Here is an 18,815-nt window from a genome sequence, read left to right on the forward strand (position 1 = left end):
GTTTTTGTATAAAAGTCATTTGTCCCGTTTTCCGCTTGCGAGCGGCGCTTTCTGCTCTTGATAAGAAACAGCGGCGCTTGCCAACACTTTGGCCGCGATCAGCATCGCTTTTTCATTGATATCGAATTTCGGATGGTGGTGCGGAAAGACTTCATTGGGATGAAGAGGGCTGGCTCCTGTAAAGAAGAAAGTTCCTTTCACATGCTGGAGATAGTAGGCAAAATCTTCTCCTCCCATTTGCATTTCGCTTTCCTCTATCTTTTCAACGCCTTCGGTTTCCCCGGCAATGCCGGCGAGAAAAGCCGTTTCCTCTCGGTGATTGCAGACGGCCGGATAGCCTCTTTCATACGCATAGTCATAAGAGGCTCCATGCATGCCGCAAATTCCTTTTACGACCTCTTCAATCTCTTTTTCAATAGCTGCGCGGATATCCTCGCTAAAGGAGCGTGCGGTTCCGATTAAAACGGCTTTATCGGCAATCACATTAAAAGAGTTTTCCGCAAGAAAAGATCCAGTCGAGATGACGGCCGGCTGTGTCGGATCGAGTCTGCGGCTGACGATATGCTGAAGGGCGGTCACAATTTGAGAACCGATCAAGACGGCATCCTTTGTTTCATGAGGCTGTGCACCATGGCCGCCTTTCCCGTGAATCGTGATCGTAAAGCGGTCAGCGGCTGCCATGATTGGACCTGTTCGGTATTGAACGGTTCCGAGCGGTGAAGTGGCCCACAGATGGGTGCCGAAAATGACGTCGACTCCATCGAGACATCCGTCTTCAATCATCGGCTTGGCGCCTCCGGGTGAATATTCTTCAGCATGCTGATGGATCATGACAATCTTTCCTTTTAAATCGTCCGTATGCCGGCTCAACACTTTTGCAAGAACGAGCAGGGTTGCGGTATGGCCGTCATGGCCGCAGGCATGCATGACACCGGGAACCGTTGACTTATAAGGGACATCTTTTTGATCCTGGATGGGCAGCGCGTCAAAATCGGCTCTTAAGGCAACGACTGGCCCTGGCTCATTTCCTTCAATAACAGCGAGGACACCGCCTCCGCCGACATTCGTGCGGATCGGAACGCCCAGCGCTTCATAATAAGAAGCGATAAACGCGGCTGTGTTCTTTTCCTGAAATGAGAGCTCTGGGTGCTGGTGGAAATGGCGCCTCAATTTGACCATCTCATCATAGTGTGTATCAAGCTCCTGATGGATCGTTTGCTTTAATGCGGCTAATCTCAAAACAATTCCTCCTTTTAAGGAACGACGAGTTTTTATAATTTTATGACAGTTTGAGCCGCTGTTCAACCATGCTTTCAAGCTTTTATAAAAGAAAAATCGCAGCCAGCGTAGTTACCGCCAAGCCGCAGGCGACGGGAATGAAATTTTTTCTTGCCAGCTCAAACGGATCAACTTTGCAAATGGCTGCCACAGGGATGAGCGCCCAAGGAACCAACGTTCCGCCGCCTACCCAAATTGCGGAAATTTGGCCGAGGGCTGTCAGAACAGCTGGATCGGCGCTTGTAGCGGCAGCGAACATGCTGGCGGCAGAACCGGCTAGAGAAATTCCGGAAAATCCTGAGCCGTCAAGACCTGTAATAGCCCCGGCGAATGTCAGGACAATCGCGGCAATGGCGGGAGACAGGGGAACGGAATGGGCAACAGCCAATCCGAGGTCGTTTACAATTCTGTTCGAGAATCCCGGAATGTCGGCCGTCAAAACTTCCTTAAAACCTGTATCGCCCAGGTAGAAAAAAGCGGCAATCGGAATGACGGGGGCAAACACTTTAAAACCGAATTGAAACCCGTGAATGAAATAAGCGGTGATTTTCTCAAGGCAGCGGTGCTTGTAGACGATAAAATGGATAAGAATGAGGACGAAAACGGCTGTTCCGCCGATTAGCGCTGTCGCTTCTTCTCCTTGGAGGTCTAGGATCAACATAAGGGCAATATCGCTGATGAATATCATCGGCACGACGAATGCGAGCCATTTTCTCGCAGCCGGACCAAGCAGCGGTTCGGGAGCGTCTTGCTGCACGCCGGCCGGATCAATCCCTGAAACTGTGCGCTCCTTTTTCAGCATGAAAAAGGCTGTAACCGTCGTTGTCAAACCCATGACGAGGACGAGCGGAACACTTGCGGCCATCACTTCTGCAACCGGGACACCAGCCGCATCACTCGTCAGTTTTGGCGCTGCTTGAATAATGAAATCTCCTGACAGGGCGAAGCCGTGGCCGAACAAATTCATCGCTGCCGCCGTGGCTATCGGTGAAAGGCCGGCTTTAAGCGCAGCGGGCAAAAGCACGGCTCCGACGAGAGCAACGGCAGGGGAAGGCCAGAAAAAGGATGAAATGATAAACATCAGAGCTCCGGTAATCCAGTAGGCCAGAGCAGGCCCTTTTATCCACTTGGCGATGGGGGTGATCATCGTTTCATGAATCCCCGATTTGGTCAGGAGCTCACTCATGGAAACAACGAAGCAAATGATAAAAATGGTCGGGAGAAGTTCGCGGGCTGCATAGATTAAGCTGTTAAATACGCCGATGACAGAAGCGCTGAAGGAATGGGTCGCCATTAGGGAAATGAAAAACACTCCGGCAAGCGAGATGCATGTCGTGTCAAGGCGGAGAAGCATAAACACAAGAATGGCGGCAATGAACGCCAAATACAAAAAATGAACGGACGTCAGTTCAAGATCCATTTCCAATCCCCCTGTATCATGACCTCATACAGCTTATTCCTGGGCTGCAAGAGTGTGAAGGAGGGCCATTTCCCCGGAAATAAAAAAACTGCCGAAAAGGCAGTTATTGGACGGAATGATAGGAAGAAATATAGGACGGCCTGGAAAAGATCGTTCCGCCTTTGTTGATTCCTGCTGAAGATTGTTCTTTTTTGTGTGCTTCTTTGAATGAGTTTGAATTTTTCCAATCCTGAAAGGCCTGTTCTGATTCCCAGAGCGATAACACGATATAGGTGTCGCTTTCTTGCGGCCTGAGCACGCGAAGCGCTTTAAACCCCGGCTGATTTTCGATTTTTCCCGCCCTGTTTTTAAAACGGGTTTCAAACAAAGGTCTGCCTTCAGGTGTCACAGGGATGTTGTTGAGGACGACAAAACCGGACTCTCCCAATTCCCCGGACCGGTCGATGATTTCGTAGCGGTGAGGAGCCTGGAAAACGCTCTCTCCTTCCGTTTCGTGAAAAAGAAGCGCAGAATCGTAGCTTTTCATAAACAGCATGTTTTCAAGACCGTGTTTTTCAGCGATCTTTTTTAAAAAATCAACGGTTCCGTATGTCATGTAAAAATTCATTTTACCCACCCCTTTTCTGATAGTATAACAAAAGGCCGTTTTAAAATTCTATCAAGGAAATGAATAAATGCGAAAACATAATCTGAAGAAAAAATTCCCATACTAGCTATAGAAAGGAATGAGGTGAACAGATGAAAAAAAGATTTTTCATTCCAATTATCATAACTGCTGCCATTATCCTATTATCATTAATCGGCTATATTACGATCATTTTTCTGGGGGATTACGTCATTGATGAAAAGAAGCTGATTTTCCATGCTTCTTCTAAAATCGTCGACCAAAATGGTGAAGAGGTCGCAAGCCTTTATACCGAAAACAGAAGACCGGTTTCCATCGATGAAGTGCCGGATAACGTTCAACATGCGTTCATCGCTGTTGAAGATCAACGCTTTTATGAGCACCATGGCATCGACTTTAAATCGGTGACGAGGGCCGTCTACAAAGATATATTAGCCGGCGGCAAAGTAGAAGGTGGAAGCACGATCACACAGCAGCTGGCTAAAAATATTTTTTTAACAAATGACAAAACGTTTTTAAGAAAAACAAAAGAAGTCATCATCGCGATTAATTTAGAACGGGATTACAGCAAGGACAAGCTCCTTGAAATGTACTTGAACCAGCTTTATTTCGGACACGGTGTTTACGGGATTCAGGCGGCCGCAAACTATTTTTTCGATAAAGATGTAAAAGATTTAACAGCGGCCGAAGGAGCGGTTCTCGCCTCGATTCCCAAGGCGCCGAGCACATATTCACCCATTCTCCACCCGGATAAAAGCAGAGAGAGGCGCAATGTCGTCCTCAGCATGATGAATGAGCAGGGGTATCTCAGCTCAAAAGAAACGGTCAGGGCGCAGGGAAGCACGCTGGGCCTTCACGTAAAAGAAAAATCAAAAACGCCTTGGCTCGACAGCTATATTGACCTTGTCATGAAAGAGGCGGAAGACAAATATTCCATTTCAAGCGAGCAGCTCCTTCAAGGCGGATACACGATCACTGTACCGCTTGACACCTCAATCCAAAAAGCAGCCTATACGCTGATGAAAGAGGACGGCTATTTTCCGGGTACAGACAATAAAGCCGAAGGCAGCGCCGTTTTTATCGACAATAAGACAGGCGGTGTTGTTGCAGCTCTCGGAGGGAGGGATTATCTTCCGAAGGGCTATAACAGAGCGACCGCTCCGCGGCAGCCCGGCTCGACGTTCAAGCCTCTTGCCGTCTACGGGCCGGCTCTTGAAGAAAAGCTCTATAAACCGTATTCTCTGCTTGAAGATAAACAGCTTTCATATGAAGGCGGCTACTCCCCGAAAAATTATGACGGAAAGTATGAAGGAAAAGTCTCGATGGTGGATGCTTTGACATACAGTAAAAACGCTCCCGCTGTTTGGACGCTGAATGAGATCGGTGTTGAAACCGTCAAGCCTTATCTCAGCCGTTTGGGGATGAACCTTCCTGATGACGGCCTCGCGCTGGGGCTGGGCGGGCTTGAAACAGGCGTATCGCCGCTTGAACTCGCCGGCGCATACAGGACATTTGCCAATTCAGGAAAATATGATGAGCCGTTCTTTATTAAAAAAATTACGGATGAGACCGGGAATGTGCTGTACCGCCATCAAGAAAAACCGGAAAAGGTTTTTAGCAAACAGACGGCCTGGAACATGACGCGCATGCTTCAAGAGGTTGTCAAAAGCGGAACCGGGAAAGCCGGCGAATTTTCTGGAGAGGTGGCCGGGAAAACGGGTTCCACTACGTTTACCGGTAAAGAAGGCGGTACAAAAGACGCCTGGTTTGCCGGCTATACCCCCGAAGTGACAGGGGCTGTCTGGATGGGCTATGACAGGACGGATAAAACCCATTATTTAAAAGGCGGAAGCTCTTATCCGACAAGGCTGTTTAAAGACATATTAAAACGCTCCGGCCAGCAGCCGTCCGCATTTCAAAAACCGGAAGGGATCAAGGATCTGGACCGTCCGATTCATCTTGAAGACCTGGAAAGCGCGACAGCAGACTACACCTTTTCACCTATGGGACTGATTACGGTGTCACTAAAATGGCATGAACAAGAGGATAAAAGAGCCGAATACCGAATATATGAAAAGAAAAACGGAAAAGAAACATTGATCGATACCGTAAAAGGAACGGGAAGCTATGACATCCCGTATGCCAATGTTTTTTCCGGTGCTTCATACAAAATTGTTCCATACAATCCGCAAACGAAAACAGAGGGGGAAGGGACCGATTTTATCGAACCGAATATATTTCCTTCGGGTCATTAGGAACACGAAATTCATCAATTTTTTGAACAATAAGTCTCATGAGTATACCGTTCAGCAAAAAAACGGTATATTTGAAGGAGTAATTTTGCGAACGTATGGTTGCAGCTTGAAAGGTGGAAATCAGTGTGAAAAACGACAATGCTTTTAATGACGCGTTTTTAAAAGCGTGCCGCGGAGAAAAAACCGCCCATGTGCCCGTTTGGTACATGAGGCAGGCCGGCAGATCGCAGCCGGAATACCGGGCGTTAAAAGAAAAATACGGACTGTTTGACATTACGCATCAGCCTGAGCTGTGCGCATATGTGACAAGGCTTCCTGTCGAACAGTACGGGGTGGATGCGGCGATTCTTTATAAGGACATCATGACACCGCTTCCAGGAATTGGCGTAGACGTTGAGATTAAAAACGGAATCGGCCCTGTGATCGATCAGCCGATCACTTCGCTTGCCGATGTTGAAAAACTCGGCGAGCTTGAGCCGGATGAACATATTCCCTATATTCTCGAGACGATCAGACTGCTGACTAAGGAGCAGCTGAACGTCCCGCTGATTGGTTTTACAGGTGCGCCGTTTACATTGGCAAGCTATATGATCGAAGGCGGTCCATCTAAAAACTACAATAAAACAAAAGCGTTTATGTACAGTCAGCCTGAGGCGTGGTTTAAATTGATGAAAAAACTGGGCGAAATGGCGGCCGTTTATGTGAAGGCGCAAATCCGCGCCGGCGCAAAAGCGATTCAGGTGTTTGATTCATGGGTCGGAGCGTTGAATGCGGCTGACTACCGCCGCTACATCAAACCGACGATGGATGTGTTGTTTAAAGAGCTTAAACAAGAAGGTGTGCCATTGATCATGTTCGGTGTTGGCGCAAGCCACCTTGCCCGCGACTGGCATGACCTTTCCCTCGACGTCGTCGGCCTGGACTGGCGGATGAGCATTCAGGAAGCAAGGGACAAAGGGCTGACCAAAACCCTCCAGGGAAATCTCGATCCGTCGATTCTGCTTGCGCCGTGGGATGTCATCGAGGCGAGAACAAAGGAAATTCTCGATCAGGGCCTGCTGACAGATCGGTTTATTTTCAACCTCGGCCACGGTATCTTCCCTGAGGTGAGCCCTGAGACGCTGAAAAAGTTAACGGCATTTGTTCATGAGTATTCCGCCTCCAAAAAATCGAGCCTGATTTCATGAGCATTTCAGTTGGTCTTTACGACCTGAACTGTCAAAATACGAATAGATAAAGATCTGTAAAGAGGTGTTCATGTTGGGTAAAAAGAAAATGGGGCTTCTCGTCATGGCATACGGAACGCCATACAAGGAAGAAGACATTGAACGTTATTACACGCATATCAGGAGAGGCAGAAAACCTGAGCCGGACATGCTTCAGGACTTGAAAGACCGCTATCAGGCGATCGGCGGCATTTCCCCGCTGGCGAAGATTACCGGCGAGCAGACAAGTCAGCTTGAAAAGCGCTTAAACGAGATGCAGGATGATGTGACCTTTAAAGCGTATATCGGTCTTAAGCATATTGAGCCGTTTATTGAAGACGCCGTTCAGGACATGCATAAAGACGGCATAACAGAAGCGGTCAGCATCGTCCTGGCGCCCCACTTTTCCACATTCAGCGTCCAGTCATACAACAAGCGGGCAAAGGAGGAAGCGGATAAGCTGGGCATCAAGACCACATCGATTAACAGCTGGTATGATGAGCCGAAATTTATCAGCTACTGGGCGGATCAAATCAAAAAAACGTACGCGCAAATGCCGCCTCTAGAAAGGGATAACGCTGTCCTGATCGTATCGGCCCACAGCCTGCCCGAAAAAATCGTTGATTTAGGAGATCCATATCCGGATCAGCTCAAAGAATCAGCCCGCCTTATCGCTGAACAAGCGGGTGTGGCGGATTATGCGGTCGGCTGGCAAAGCGAAGGCAACACTCCTGATCCTTGGCTTGGACCTGATGTGCAGGATTTGACGCGGGACTTATCAGAGCAAAAAGGCTACAGCGCTTTTGTCTACGCGCCTGTCGGTTTTGTGGCCGACCATTTGGAAGTCCTGTACGATAACGACTATGAATGCAAAGTTGTCACAGATGATGTCGGAGCCAGCTACTACAGGCCGGAAATGCCTAATGCAAAACCGCAATTTATCGACGCATTAGCAGATGTTGTGCTGAAAGAATTGGACAAAGAAGAACAGTAAAGAAGGCGATTTTATATGAGTGGAGAACGCAGGAAGATTGTCATTATCGGCGGCGGTATTACCGGGTTGGCCGCCGCCTTCTACTTGGAAAAGGAAATCAAAACGAACGGCCTTCCGGCTGAAGTGACGCTTGTTGAGGCGAGTCCGAGATTAGGCGGAAAGATTCAGACCGTCCACAAAGACGGATATGTAATTGAGAGGGGCCCGGATTCATTTTTGGAACGAAAACAGAGCGCTCCGCAGCTTGTCAAAGATCTCGGACTCGAGCATTTGCTTGTCAACAATGCGACAGGCCAGTCTTATGTTCTCGTCAATGAGACGCTCTATCCGATCCCGGAGGGGGCTGTAATGGGTGTGCCGACGAAAATCGGGCCTTTTTTGACAACCGGCCTGTTTTCTTTTCAGGGAAAGCTGAGGGCGGGGATGGATTTGCTTCTTCCCGCAAGCAAGCCTCAGGAAGACCAGTCGCTCGGTGAGTTTTTCAGAAGACGCGTCGGCGGGGAAGTGGTTGAAAACCTGATTGAGCCGCTGCTCTCAGGCATTTATGCCGGAGATATCGACCGCCTCAGCCTGATGTCAACCTTCCCGCAGTTCTACCAGACCGAGCAGAAATACAGAAGCTTGATCGTCGGTATGAAAAAGTCGCGCGGCCGTCAAGGCAGCCAAAAGCCGGCGGGCAAAAAGAAAGGCCAGTTTCAAACCTTGAAAACCGGACTGCAGACCATTGTAGAAGAACTGGAAAAACAGCTTGAACGGACAAAGATTTACAAAGGCACAAAAGTAGTCAAGATCAAGCACGCCGCAGGCGGATACAGCTTGAAGCTTGACAACGGAACCGTGCTCGACGCCGATGCAGCCGTGGTCACCGCTCCGCATAAAGCCGTTTCGCAAATGTTTCAAGATGAAGATTGGCTGAAAGGTCTGCAGAAAATGGTTTCGACATCTGTCGCCAATGTGGCGCTGGGCTTTCCAGAGGAAGCTGTCCAGATGGAGCATCAAGGCACAGGCTTCGTCATTTCAAGAAACAGTGACTTCTCTATCACCGCCTGCACATGGACAAACAAAAAATGGCCGAGCACCACGCCGGAAGGCAAAGTTCTGTTAAGGGCTTACGTCGGCAAAGCCGGTGATGAGTCGGTTGTCGAGCAGTCGGACAAAGAAATGGTCAAGATCGTGCTCGACGATCTGAAACGGATCATGAACATCGAAGGCGAGCCGGAAATGAGCTGTATCACAAGATGGAATGAAGCCATGCCGCAGTATCATGTCGGCCATCAAAAAAGAATAAAAGAAATACGGGAAGGGCTTCAAACCTCGTATCCCGGAATTTTTGTGACAGGCGCTTCTTTTGAAGGTGTCGGAATTCCGGATTGCATCGATCAAGGCAAACAAGCCGTCAAAGATGTTCTTTCCCACCTGTTTGAAAAAGCAGAATAAGAGCAAAGCTGACCGACCGAAATCGGCGGCTTTTTTTTTGCCCTTTTCATGATCACATAATCAAAGGCTGGATATGGAAAAACTAACATTTAAATCATTTGCATTTCGCTTGCGGATGTGGTAAATTACTCTCTGTACTTATTGACCAAAATGTTCAAATAGTCATTTTTGGGGTGAGAAAGCATGAGCAAAGACCGGAAAATACTGATTATTGAAGCGGCGACAAAATCATTCACACAATTTGGATACAAAGCGACGACAATGGATTTAGTGGCAAAGCTTGCAAATGTCGGGAAGGGCACCATCTATACCTTTTTCAAAAATAAGGAGGAACTGTTCGGCGAAATTTTTTCATCGCTGCTGATTGAAATGAAGCAAACGGCAGATCAAGCGATCGACCCTGAACTGCCGTTTCATGAAAATGCTCATCGCGCGATGATGGCCATTTTGGAGTACAGAAAGAAACATCAGCTGACGATTAAAATCTTTCAGGAGGCAACGGAGCTGGGCACCCCCGCCGCCCGGGAAGTGACTGAAAAGCTGGAGCGGATGGTGATCAACTACATTAAGAAAAAAATAAAAGAAGCGGTTAAAAATGACGATATAAGACCGTGTGATCCCGAACTGAACGCATTTGTCATTTTTAAGCTTTACATTGCGCTTATCTTTGATTGGGAAAGACACCATGAACCGCTGAAGAAAGAAGAAATTGCAGAAATGCTGAAAATGTATATTTTAAAAGGATTGTCAAACTAGATAATCCTTCCTTTTTTTAGGTGTGCGGCCAAATCGATAGATCCGGCCGTTGATTAGGAGGCGTATCAACCATGAATGTTTTAAAAAACCAGTGGAGAGAACTGATCACAAATAAAAAACTGCTCATCTCTGTCATCGGGGTTCTCTTTATTCCGCTGATCTACAGCAGCGTTTTTTTGGCGGCATACTGGGACCCTTACGGACACGTTGATCAGCTGCCTGTAGCGGTCATCAACTCTGATAAGGGAACAACATATGAAGGAAAAGACCTTCACATCGGCGATGATCTTGTTAAAGAACTGAAAGAAAATGATAAATTTGACTGGCATTTTACAACGAAAGATGAAGCGCTGCAAGGCCTGCAAAATGAAGAATATTATATGGTTGTGGAAATTCCTGAAAACTTCTCAAAAAACGCCAGCACTGTGTTGGACAAAAAGCCGAAAAAGCTTGATCTGATTTATCATACAAACGCCGGACGCAACTATGTCGGCGCTCAGATCAGCGACAAGGCGATTGAGCAGCTGCAGCATTCAGTCGGCTCGGAAATCAGCGAACAGTACGTCAAAGTGATCTTTGATAACTTCGGTAAGATTGCAAAAGGTCTGGGAGAAGCAAGCGCTGGAGCCGGAAAGCTTGATAAAGGCTTAAAGGATGCAAAAGACGGCAGCGAAAAGATCAAAAAGGGTCTGGAAGAATTGGCGAAAAGCCAGCTGCAGTTTAACAAAGACGGCATGGAGAAGTTCGGTAAGGCGTTTCATACGCTCAATGAAAAAATCCATGACCTTGATTCTGCCCTCGGACAGTTCCAGGAAAAAAGCGGTCAGCTGTACAGCGGTGCACAAGAGCTTCAGCAAGGCATGCCGCAGCTGGTGGCAGGCTTAGAGCAGCTCAATGACAAGGCCCAGCAAATCAGCAAATTCGAACAATCGATTTCAGATGAGAAGATTGCGCAGCTGGAAAAGGCGCTCACAAACGCCGAGAAGGCGAAAAAAGACATCGGCCAAATGTCAAACGACTTGACACAGCTGGAACAAGCATTGAAAAACCAAAAAACTGAAGTCAAACAAATTATTGAATCAAGCAACATGCTGACAAAAGAACAAAAAGCGGCTCTTTCAAAACAGGTCGATCAGCGGATGGGAGAGGTGAAACTCCCTGAACTGGAACAGCTGAAAGAGCGGATTCCGGATATGAGCAAGCTTCCTGATCTTTCTGTTATGAAACAGCAGCTTCAGGAGCTTAAAAAGTTCCCTTCCCAGGCGAACCAGCTTTATACCGGATCGGTAAAGATCCAAAAAGGACTCGACACCTTGACAAACGGGCTTGGGGCTTATAACGAAAAGTTCGCAGAAGCGAAAAGCGGGTCTTCAAAGATTGCCGAAGGCAGCCAGACATTGACCGGCAAGTTTGGCGAACTGCAAAGCTCATCCAAGAAGCTGGAGGATGCTTCTTTCAAGCTGTCTGACGCAATGAAGAATTTGGACGATGGGCTTGGCAAGCTGAAAGACGGCAGCGGGGAGCTTTCCGACAAGCTGTCTGATGCGGCGGATGAGACGGGTGATATCAAAGCCGGGGAAAAGAACTATAATATGTTTTCTGATCCTGTGGATGTCAAAGGCGACAAGATCGATCCGGTATCAAATTACGGCACAGGATTGACCCCGTACATTTTATCGCTCGGATTATTTGTCGGCGCCCTCATGATCACCGTTGTGTTTGATGTCAAACAACCTTCAAGCAAGCCCGAATCGGCGTTTGGCTGGTTCATCAGCAAATTCAGCGTGCTTCTTCCAGTTGGTATTCTGCAAGCGGTCATCGCCTGCACGATTATTCTTTGGGGAATCGGACTTGAAGTGCAAAGCGTCTGGAGATTTTATTTGTTCAGCATCATTATGAGTATTACCTGTCTTGCGCTCATTCAATTTTTGGCGGCGACGATGGGAAATCCCGGCCGGTTCATCGCCGTTATTCTGCTCGTCCTGCAGCTTGGCGGAAGCGGCGGAACATTCCCGATCGCCCTCGTTCCAAAATTCTTCCAAGTGATTCATGCGGCGCTGCCGATGACTTACAGCATTGCAGGCTACAGAGCGGTGATTTCAAGCGGAGATTACGGTTATATGTGGGAACAGGCCGCTGTCCTCGGCGGTGTTGCCCTGCTCATGATGGCTTTAACGCTCATCTATTTTAAAGTGCTGCTCAGCAAAGGAAAAATCGAGGAGCAGCCTGCATAAGGAAAAAACACCTTTTTAGCCCTTTATAGGTCTAAAAAGGTGTTTTTTTTATGCCGGAAACTGTTCAGCTGCCAATCCTCTTTCTCCTGTTTTAGGAAACAGGCACACCCCATTTCACAAGCAGTCCGGTATATGTAAAGCCTCCGCCAAAGCCGAAAAGGAGCAGTGTGTCTCCAGTTTTGAGTTTTCCGTTTTTCACGGCTTCATCAAGTGCAAGGACAATCGAAGCGGAAGACGTATTGCCAAACCATTCAACACTTGTCAGCGCTTTTTCAATCGGGATTCCCGATTTTTCGCAGATCGATTCGATCATCCGCAAATTTGCGCTGTGCGGTACGAACCAATCGATGTTTTCAAGAGACATTTCCGCTTGTTCGAGCAGTGCATGAATGCCCTCTGGTACGGTGCGGACAGCCCATTTGTATACTTCACGCCCGTTTTGAACCATTTTCCCTTCTCCTGCAAGCGGATCTCCTTTTAGATCACTTCTCAAGCCGGTCCTGTACAAGTGCCGGGCGCCGTCGCCTTTCGTGCCTTGGACAAATGTGATGAAGTCTGCAGCTGTTTCATCATGCTCGACAAGCAGTGCGCCGGCCCCGTCCCCAAACAATACGCATGATGAGCGGTCTGTATAATCGGTCACTTTTGATAATGTCTCACCGGCAACCACAAGGACTTTCCGGTGCAATCCCGAAGTGATGAGCCCGTTGGCCATGTGCAGGCCGTATGTTAACCCGGCACATGTTGCATTGACATCGACCGCACCGGTATCCGACCATCCGAAATGCTCCTGAATTTGGCAGGCTGTGCTCGGAAACGCGTAGTCGGCCGTTGTTGTGGAGACGATGATCATATCGACATCATCAAGTGTGCCGTGATATCTGTTTTGTAAATTTTCTATCGCCTGAATGCAAAGGTCTGATGTGAATTCCTGTTCGTCAGCCAGCCGTCTTTCTTTCATGCCCGTCCGCTGTGTGATCCATTCATCAGAAGTGTCAACGATTTTTTCCAAGTCCTCGTTTGTCAGCCGCTTTTTGGGAACATAGCTCCCAATGGCCGAGATTCGCGCTTTTGATAAAGTTTTCATGAACTCACTCTCCTTATTTATATTATATCATCAAGTATTAGTATCTGGTACTAATTTGTTATTATGAGGTATACTATAGACATCCAAAGATAGGGGGAATGAAGATGTCATCTGTCGAGGAAACAATGGAGCTTATCAAAGAGCTTGTCTCGATTCCGAGCCCGACCGGAAATACATATGAGATCATACACTATATCGACCAGCTGCTAAAGAAAGAAGGGATTGAAACAAGGCTCAATCATAAAGGCGGGCTGATCGCGACGATTCCCGGGCGCGACAGGACACGCCACCGGATGCTGACGGCGCATGTTGATACACTTGGCGCAATGGTGAAAGAGATTAAGTCAGACGGAAGGCTGAAAATAGACTTAATCGGCGGCTTTCATTACAATTCGATCGAAGGTGAATATTGCAGAATTGAAACGGCTTCCGGAAAAACATACACGGGCACGATCTTAATGCATCAAACATCTGTTCATGTATATAAAGACGCCGGGAAAGCCGAACGGAACCAGAAAAACATGGAGGTCCGCATTGATGAGCCTGTCCGGGATGAAAAAGACACCAGGGCGCTCGGCATTAATGTAGGGGATTTTATTTCCTTTGATCCGCGGGTTGAAATCACGCGGAGCGGATTTATCAAATCGCGGCATTTGGATGATAAAGCAAGCGTCGCTCTTTTGCTGCAGCTGATCAAAACGATTCATAATAAAAAGATCATATTGCCTTACACAACCCACTTTTTGATTTCGAACAACGAAGAAATCGGTTATGGCGGCAATTCGAACATACCGCCTGAAACAGTCGAATACATGGCCGTTGATATGGGGGCGATCGGTGATGGACAATCGACGGATGAATATACGGTATCCATTTGTGTCAAGGATGCCAGCGGCCCGTATCATTTCGGTCTCAGAAAACGCCTGACCGAAATTTGTGAGAAGCATGGGATCAAATATAAGCTTGATATTTACCCGTACTACGGATCGGACGCTTCGGCTGCCATCAAAGCAGGCCATGACATCGTCCACGGGCTGATCGGCCCGGGAATCGACGCATCCCACGCATTTGAAAGGACGCACCGGACATCTCTGGAGCATACGGCAAACCTTTTGTATCACTACGTGCAGTCGGAAATGGTTTGAGTTCTCGCAAAAAACTCCCAAGGATCGATCCCTTGGGAGAAAAGTTGTGGAAGTCATCTTTTTTCAGGCGTGACCTTTAAACAATTACAGTTCAGGAAGAACGGCCAGAGGAGCAGACTTTCACAGGGGATCCATGCACGCAGCCGGCATGCCTTCCTGATTTGTGAGCGCCGATTTAAAAACCGATCACGAATGTGAAGGGTTGTCGGCAATCTTAATAGAATGACTTACCAGAAGTCATAATGCTTTTTCTTTTTGCAGTGGTCATAGCCATAATCGAATTTCTTATAGTCGTAGTCATAATATTTCTTATAGCAAGGATAGTAGTAGTAATAATAATAGTAGTAGTATTTCTTGCAGTCGTGGTCTTTCTTATGATAGTCGTAATCGTAGTCAAAGTCCTTCTTGCAGTGATCATGATAGTAATACATGATAACTTCCCTCCTGTTCTTATTTGAAGTACAGTACATCGTATGTCAATAGAAGGAAGCTGATTGGACAGGTTTCTTGATTAAATCGTATATTTTTAAAAAAAACGTATGTTTTCCGATAAAGGGAATACATACGTTTTTTCATGCCGTCAGCTGGACATTTTCATGTCAGCGGGTTCAGTTTTATTCAATTCAGCATGTCCTTTGACGGCGTCATATTCGCCTTCCCATTTAGACATGACAACCGCCGCAAGGGCGTTTCCGGTTAGGTTGACAACCGTCCGCGCCATGTCCATAATCCGGTCGACGCCGGCGATAAAGGCAAGACCTTCTACAGGGATGTTGAAGGTTCCAAGCGTCGCCAGAAGAACGACAAACGATGTGCCGGGAACCGCGGCCATCCCTTTTGATGTGACCATCAATACGAGAATCAATGTGAGCTGCTGGACAATGGACAGATCAATCCCATACGCCTGCGCCAAGAACAAGGCGGCGATCGCCTGATACAGGACAGAACCATCCAGGTTGAATGTATAGCCGATCGGTATGACGAAGGAAACGATGCCTTTCGGACAGCCGATTTTCTCCATTTTTTCCATCACGCGGGGCAGGACGGTTTCAGAACTTGAAGTGCTGTAGGCAAGGAGAAGTTCGTCTTTTAAGTATGCCAAAAATTTAAAAATGCTGATGCCGGCCAGTTTGGCGACGATGCCGAAGACGATAATCAGGAAGAAAGCCAGCGCGAAATAGACCAGTAAAACGAGCTTTCCCAGCGACATGAGTGACGAAAAACCGAATTTGGAGACCGTCACACCAATTAAGGCAAAAACGCCGAACGGTGCGAATTTCATGACAATATTGACGACATGAAACATAGCGTGGGAAGTTGCTTCAAAAAAAGACAGCACAGGTTTTCCTTTTTCCCCTATTGCTGCAACCCCAAGGGCGAAAAGGACGGTGAAGCAAATGATCGCCAGAATGTCTCCTTCGGCGAGAGATTGGAAAAAGTTTGTCGGTACAATATGTAAAAAAGTGTCTGCGACCGATTTTGTGCCCGCTTCTTTTTCCGTTTGGACGTATTGGCTGATATCCGTCTTTTCGGCACCCGAAAAATTGACGCCGTGTCCTGGCTGAATAACGTTTGCCAAGAGCAGTCCGAGAACAATGGCAAACGTGGTAATGATCTCAAAGTAAAGAATCGTCCGAAAGCCGAGTCTGCCGACTTTTTTGCCGCTTCCGGCTCCCGCAACCCCAACGATCAAGCTGGATACGACAATTGGAATCACGATCATCTTGATGAGTCTTAAAAATAAGTCACCGACAGGCTGAAGATATGTTGCTACAGCGGGGTTTCCAAACCAAATAGCTCCCACTGCCACACCTAAAATCAGCCCGAGGAATATTTGCGTGGCTAAGCCGATTTTCATTCTTTTCATAGATGCCCTCCCAACAAGTATGTAATTATACTAAAATATTAAATTCGAGATCGTAAATTAAGTATAGCGAAAGAAAAAGCAGCTCGTCCATTAAAAAAATAACATCTGAATATATCGAAAATTCAGATATGAGATCATTTACACAGCTCAAAATCAAACAGGCTCCGAAAGCGGAGCCTATTTTCCCAATCCAGATAGTAAAATGTTATTAAGATAATGAATTTTGACAAAAATCTCTCACTTTATGACTAACTTTGTGACAAAAAAACACCCCGGGGAGCAATTGTCCGCCGAAGTGTATGTCTTAGCATTTATAAATCTTTTAAATTGAGACATTTAGAACACGTATTTCCGTAGCATTCGTGCTGCTCATCAATTTCATTGCCGCATTTGGAACATTTTTTTGAAGGTAAATTTCTGAAAAATTCTGTGATTTTGCCCAGCATTTCAATTCCTCCAATTCGTTTGTTGATTACATTGTATTATAACAGTGTGCGAAAAATCAATGTCTGTTTTATGACAAAACATAAAACATGCAATTTTTAAGAAAAATGGGTATATTGAATAGGGGGACTAAACTCATAAACAATGAGGTGTAAGCAGGATGAAGATCACTGTTATCGGGTGCTATGGAGGGTTTCCGGCCGCAAATGAAGCGACTTCAGGTTATTTGCTTCAATCAGGGAATCGTTCGGTCTTAATCGATTGCGGCAGCGCGGTGTTATCGAAGCTGCAGCAGTTTTTGCCTGTTGAAAAGCTTGATTCCGTTGTGTTATCCCATTATCACCACGACCATATTGCAGACATCGGGCCATTGCAATTTGCCAAACTCGTCGGTTCATTCCTTGGAAAAGGGGAGAATGCGCTTCCGATTTACGGACATCCTTTTGATGAAGAACAGTTTTCAAGGCTTACATATAAAACGCATACTGCGGGCTTGTCATATGATCCCGATCAGCCCTTGACAATCGGTCCGTTTACATTCACATTTTTGAAAACGGTCCATCCTGTCGACTGTTTTGCGATGCGGATTACCGACGGTGTCCACTCGGTCGTTTATACCGCGGATTCGAGCTTTCAGGAAGCGTTCATTCCTTTTAGCGAAGGGGCGGATCTCGTCATCAGCGAGTGCAATTTTTATGCCGGACAGGATGGCGCATCAGCCGGGCATATGAACAGCCTTGAAGCGGGCCGGATCGCAGCGGAAGCCGGAGCGGGGCATCTTTTGTTGACACACCTTCCGCATTTCGGTGAGCATCGGATGCTTGTGGAAGAGGCCAAAACCGTATACAAGGGCGGCGTTGATCTGGCACACACCGGCTATGTGTGGGGAGATGAGAAGGAGGAAGGAAAACATGCTGTTTATCGATAATCAACATATCACAGATCCGCGGATCAATCTGGCCATTGAGGAATATTGCTTAAAGCATCTTGATCCGGAAGAGACTTATCTGCTGTTTTATATCAATCAGCCGTCGATCATCATCGGCAAAAATCAAAATACAATCGAGGAAATCAATACGAAGTATGTCGATGAAAACGGGATCATCGTTGTCCGCAGACTTTCAGGCGGCGGAGCCGTCTACCATGATCTCGGAAACTTGAACTTCAGCTTTATTACGAAGGATGACGGCAACAGCTTTCATAACTTCAAAAAGTTCACCGAGCCCGTTGTCGCAGCCTTAAAGCGCCTTGGCGTCGACGCTGAGCTGAGCGGGCGGAACGATCTGATGGCAAACGGCCGGAAAATTTCCGGCAATGCGCAATTTTCAACGAAAGGCAGAATGTTCAGCCATGGCACGCTTTTATTTGATTCAGAAATAGAGAACGTTGTCTCCGCATTGAAGGTAAAGAAAGATAAAATCGAATCAAAGGGCATTAAATCGATTAGAAGCCGCGTGGCCAACATCAGCGAGTTTCTCGAGCAGAAGATGACGACAGAGGAATTCAGGAGCCTCCTGCTTCGCTACATTTTCGATACGGAGGATGAAATTCCGGAGTACAAGTTGACGGAAAAAGATTGGGAAATCATTCAGCAAATCTCAAAAGAACGCTATCAAAACTGGGATTGGAACTACGGAAAATCGCCGAAGTTCAACCTCCAGCATTCAAAGCGTTTTACAGCCGGATCGATTGACATCCGCCTTGAAGTGCACAAAGGCGTCATCCATGAATGCAACATTTACGGCGACTTTTTCGGTGTCGGCGATGTCGGAGAAATCGAAGACAAGCTGACAGGCATTCAATATGAAAGAAAAGCGATTGAAGAAGCCCTGCAGGGTGTTGATATTCAACATTACTTCGGAAACATTCAAAAAGAAGAATTTTTCGATCTCGTATACTAGAGGGAGCGCGCCCATACCCTTGGGCATGCTTCCTTCTTTTAAACACAGGAGTTATGGAAGATATTTCCCTTCGGCTCTTGAGTGTTTTCTCGTCATTTACTATAATGGGAATAGATTTTGATTATCACAAAATGAATGGTTATTCATTCATTTTTAAGGGGTGGGAG

The 18,815-nt window shown here is 47.0% G+C and carries 16 protein-coding genes; 9 read left to right on the forward strand and 7 right to left on the reverse strand.

What is annotated here, in order from left to right; genetic code table 11:
* Window positions 1–15 precede the first annotated feature (15 nt).
* The 3 genes from ACINLD_RS00890 to ACINLD_RS00900 form a co-directional block, all read right to left on the reverse strand.
* On the reverse strand, window positions 16–1,179 hold the full coding sequence (locus tag ACINLD_RS00890) for a M20 family metallopeptidase (RefSeq protein WP_142246162.1): 1,164 nt from the start codon (window positions 1,177–1,179) through the stop codon (window positions 16–18).
* A 142-nt stretch (window positions 1,180–1,321) separates the two neighbouring features.
* A complete protein-coding gene (locus ACINLD_RS00895; RefSeq protein ID WP_410206873.1) occupies window positions 1,322–2,698 on the reverse strand; it encodes a hypothetical protein in 1,377 nt (458 codons plus the stop codon).
* A 103-nt stretch (window positions 2,699–2,801) separates the two neighbouring features.
* Entirely contained in the window at window positions 2,802–3,305 is a 504-nt protein-coding gene (locus ACINLD_RS00900; protein ID WP_026586273.1) for an antibiotic biosynthesis monooxygenase family protein, read from the reverse strand.
* 131 nt (window positions 3,306–3,436) lie between these two features.
* On the opposite strand from ACINLD_RS00900, the gene ACINLD_RS00905 reads away from it, so the two are divergent.
* The 6 genes from ACINLD_RS00905 to ACINLD_RS00930 all read left to right on the forward strand — a co-directional run bounded on the left by ACINLD_RS00905 (window position 3,437) and on the right by ACINLD_RS00930 (window position 12,204).
* Complete coding sequence (locus tag ACINLD_RS00905) at window positions 3,437–5,578, forward strand: transglycosylase domain-containing protein (RefSeq protein ID WP_026586274.1); 2,142 nt, start codon at window positions 3,437–3,439, stop codon at window positions 5,576–5,578.
* A gap of 125 nt (window positions 5,579–5,703) precedes the next feature.
* Window positions 5,704–6,765, forward strand: coding sequence for a uroporphyrinogen decarboxylase (gene hemE / locus ACINLD_RS00910; RefSeq protein ID WP_026586275.1), 1,062 nt, complete (start codon window positions 5,704–5,706; stop codon window positions 6,763–6,765).
* 73 nt (window positions 6,766–6,838) lie between these two features.
* Window positions 6,839–7,777, forward strand: a complete 939-nt coding sequence (gene hemH, locus ACINLD_RS00915; protein WP_409444915.1) for a ferrochelatase — start codon at window positions 6,839–6,841, stop codon at window positions 7,775–7,777.
* Window positions 7,778–7,792: 15 nt separating this feature from the next.
* Complete coding sequence (gene hemY / locus ACINLD_RS00920; protein ID WP_026586277.1) at window positions 7,793–9,214, forward strand: protoporphyrinogen oxidase; 1,422 nt, start codon at window positions 7,793–7,795, stop codon at window positions 9,212–9,214.
* A gap of 183 nt (window positions 9,215–9,397) precedes the next feature.
* Complete coding sequence (locus tag ACINLD_RS00925; RefSeq protein ID WP_026586278.1) at window positions 9,398–9,970, forward strand: TetR/AcrR family transcriptional regulator; 573 nt, start codon at window positions 9,398–9,400, stop codon at window positions 9,968–9,970.
* Window positions 9,971–10,041: 71 nt separating this feature from the next.
* A complete protein-coding gene (locus ACINLD_RS00930; RefSeq protein ID WP_077737105.1) occupies window positions 10,042–12,204 on the forward strand; it encodes a YhgE/Pip domain-containing protein in 2,163 nt (720 codons plus the stop codon).
* Window positions 12,205–12,295: 91 nt separating this feature from the next.
* On the opposite strand, the gene ACINLD_RS00935 is transcribed toward ACINLD_RS00930, so the two are convergent.
* On the reverse strand, window positions 12,296–13,291 hold the full coding sequence (locus ACINLD_RS00935) for a ketoacyl-ACP synthase III (RefSeq protein ID WP_077737104.1): 996 nt from the start codon (window positions 13,289–13,291) through the stop codon (window positions 12,296–12,298).
* Window positions 13,292–13,395: 104 nt separating this feature from the next.
* Here ACINLD_RS00935 and ACINLD_RS00940 point away from each other — a divergent pair, with 104 nt between their 5' ends.
* Complete coding sequence (locus ACINLD_RS00940; protein WP_026586281.1) at window positions 13,396–14,436, forward strand: M42 family metallopeptidase; 1,041 nt, start codon at window positions 13,396–13,398, stop codon at window positions 14,434–14,436.
* 227 nt (window positions 14,437–14,663) lie between these two features.
* Here ACINLD_RS00940 and ACINLD_RS00945 read toward each other — a convergent pair whose 3' ends face one another.
* From ACINLD_RS00945 to yhfH, 3 genes are all read right to left on the reverse strand, one after another.
* Window positions 14,664–14,867, reverse strand: a complete 204-nt coding sequence (locus ACINLD_RS00945; RefSeq protein WP_035427978.1) for a hypothetical protein — start codon at window positions 14,865–14,867, stop codon at window positions 14,664–14,666.
* Between the two features lie 149 nt (window positions 14,868–15,016).
* On the reverse strand, window positions 15,017–16,303 hold the full coding sequence (locus ACINLD_RS00950; protein WP_077737103.1) for a cation:dicarboxylate symporter family transporter: 1,287 nt from the start codon (window positions 16,301–16,303) through the stop codon (window positions 15,017–15,019).
* A 311-nt stretch (window positions 16,304–16,614) separates the two neighbouring features.
* Window positions 16,615–16,749 carry a protein YhfH gene (gene yhfH, locus ACINLD_RS00955; RefSeq protein WP_077737102.1) on the reverse strand — a complete coding sequence of 45 codons (135 nt, stop codon included), beginning with the start codon at window positions 16,747–16,749 and terminating at the stop codon, window positions 16,615–16,617.
* A 158-nt stretch (window positions 16,750–16,907) separates the two neighbouring features.
* Here yhfH and ACINLD_RS00960 point away from each other — a divergent pair, with 158 nt between their 5' ends.
* A complete protein-coding gene (locus tag ACINLD_RS00960) occupies window positions 16,908–17,675 on the forward strand; it encodes an MBL fold metallo-hydrolase (protein WP_410206874.1) in 768 nt (255 codons plus the stop codon).
* On the forward strand, window positions 17,659–18,648 hold the full coding sequence (lplJ, locus tag ACINLD_RS00965; protein ID WP_026586285.1) for a lipoate--protein ligase LplJ: 990 nt from the start codon (window positions 17,659–17,661) through the stop codon (window positions 18,646–18,648). Before ACINLD_RS00960 ends, lplJ begins: the two co-directional genes overlap by 17 nt.
* Window positions 18,649–18,815 lie beyond the last annotated feature (167 nt).

Source organism: Bacillus sp. z60-11, from assembly GCF_046464135.1.
GTDB lineage: Bacteria > Bacillota > Bacilli > Bacillales > Bacillaceae > Bacillus > Bacillus sonorensis_A.

Excerpts from the sequence above, each read along its gene's own strand:
- ACINLD_RS00960 (WP_410206874.1), top strand. The coding sequence starts at position 16,908 with ATGAAGATCACTGTTATCGGGTGCTATGGAGGGTTTCCGGCCGCAAAT.
- ACINLD_RS00950 (WP_077737103.1), bottom strand. The coding sequence starts at position 16,303 with ATGAAAAGAATGAAAATCGGCTTAGCCACGCAAATATTCCTCGGGCTG.
- ACINLD_RS00940 (WP_026586281.1), top strand. The coding sequence starts at position 13,396 with ATGTCATCTGTCGAGGAAACAATGGAGCTTATCAAAGAGCTTGTCTCG.
- ACINLD_RS00900 (WP_026586273.1), bottom strand. The coding sequence starts at position 3,305 with ATGAATTTTTACATGACATACGGAACCGTTGATTTTTTAAAAAAGATC.
- hemY (WP_026586277.1), top strand. The coding sequence starts at position 7,793 with ATGAGTGGAGAACGCAGGAAGATTGTCATTATCGGCGGCGGTATTACC.
- ACINLD_RS00925 (WP_026586278.1), top strand. The coding sequence starts at position 9,398 with ATGAGCAAAGACCGGAAAATACTGATTATTGAAGCGGCGACAAAATCA.
- yhfH (WP_077737102.1), bottom strand. The coding sequence starts at position 16,749 with ATGCTGGGCAAAATCACAGAATTTTTCAGAAATTTACCTTCAAAAAAA.
- ACINLD_RS00905 (WP_026586274.1), top strand. The coding sequence starts at position 3,437 with ATGAAAAAAAGATTTTTCATTCCAATTATCATAACTGCTGCCATTATC.
- ACINLD_RS00930 (WP_077737105.1), top strand. The coding sequence starts at position 10,042 with ATGAATGTTTTAAAAAACCAGTGGAGAGAACTGATCACAAATAAAAAA.
- ACINLD_RS00945 (WP_035427978.1), bottom strand. The coding sequence starts at position 14,867 with ATGTATTACTATCATGATCACTGCAAGAAGGACTTTGACTACGATTAC.
- ACINLD_RS00935 (WP_077737104.1), bottom strand. The coding sequence starts at position 13,291 with ATGAAAACTTTATCAAAAGCGCGAATCTCGGCCATTGGGAGCTATGTT.
- lplJ (WP_026586285.1), top strand. The coding sequence starts at position 17,659 with ATGCTGTTTATCGATAATCAACATATCACAGATCCGCGGATCAATCTG.
- ACINLD_RS00890 (WP_142246162.1), bottom strand. The coding sequence starts at position 1,179 with ATGGTCAAATTGAGGCGCCATTTCCACCAGCACCCAGAGCTCTCATTT.
- ACINLD_RS00895 (WP_410206873.1), bottom strand. The coding sequence starts at position 2,698 with ATGGATCTTGAACTGACGTCCGTTCATTTTTTGTATTTGGCGTTCATT.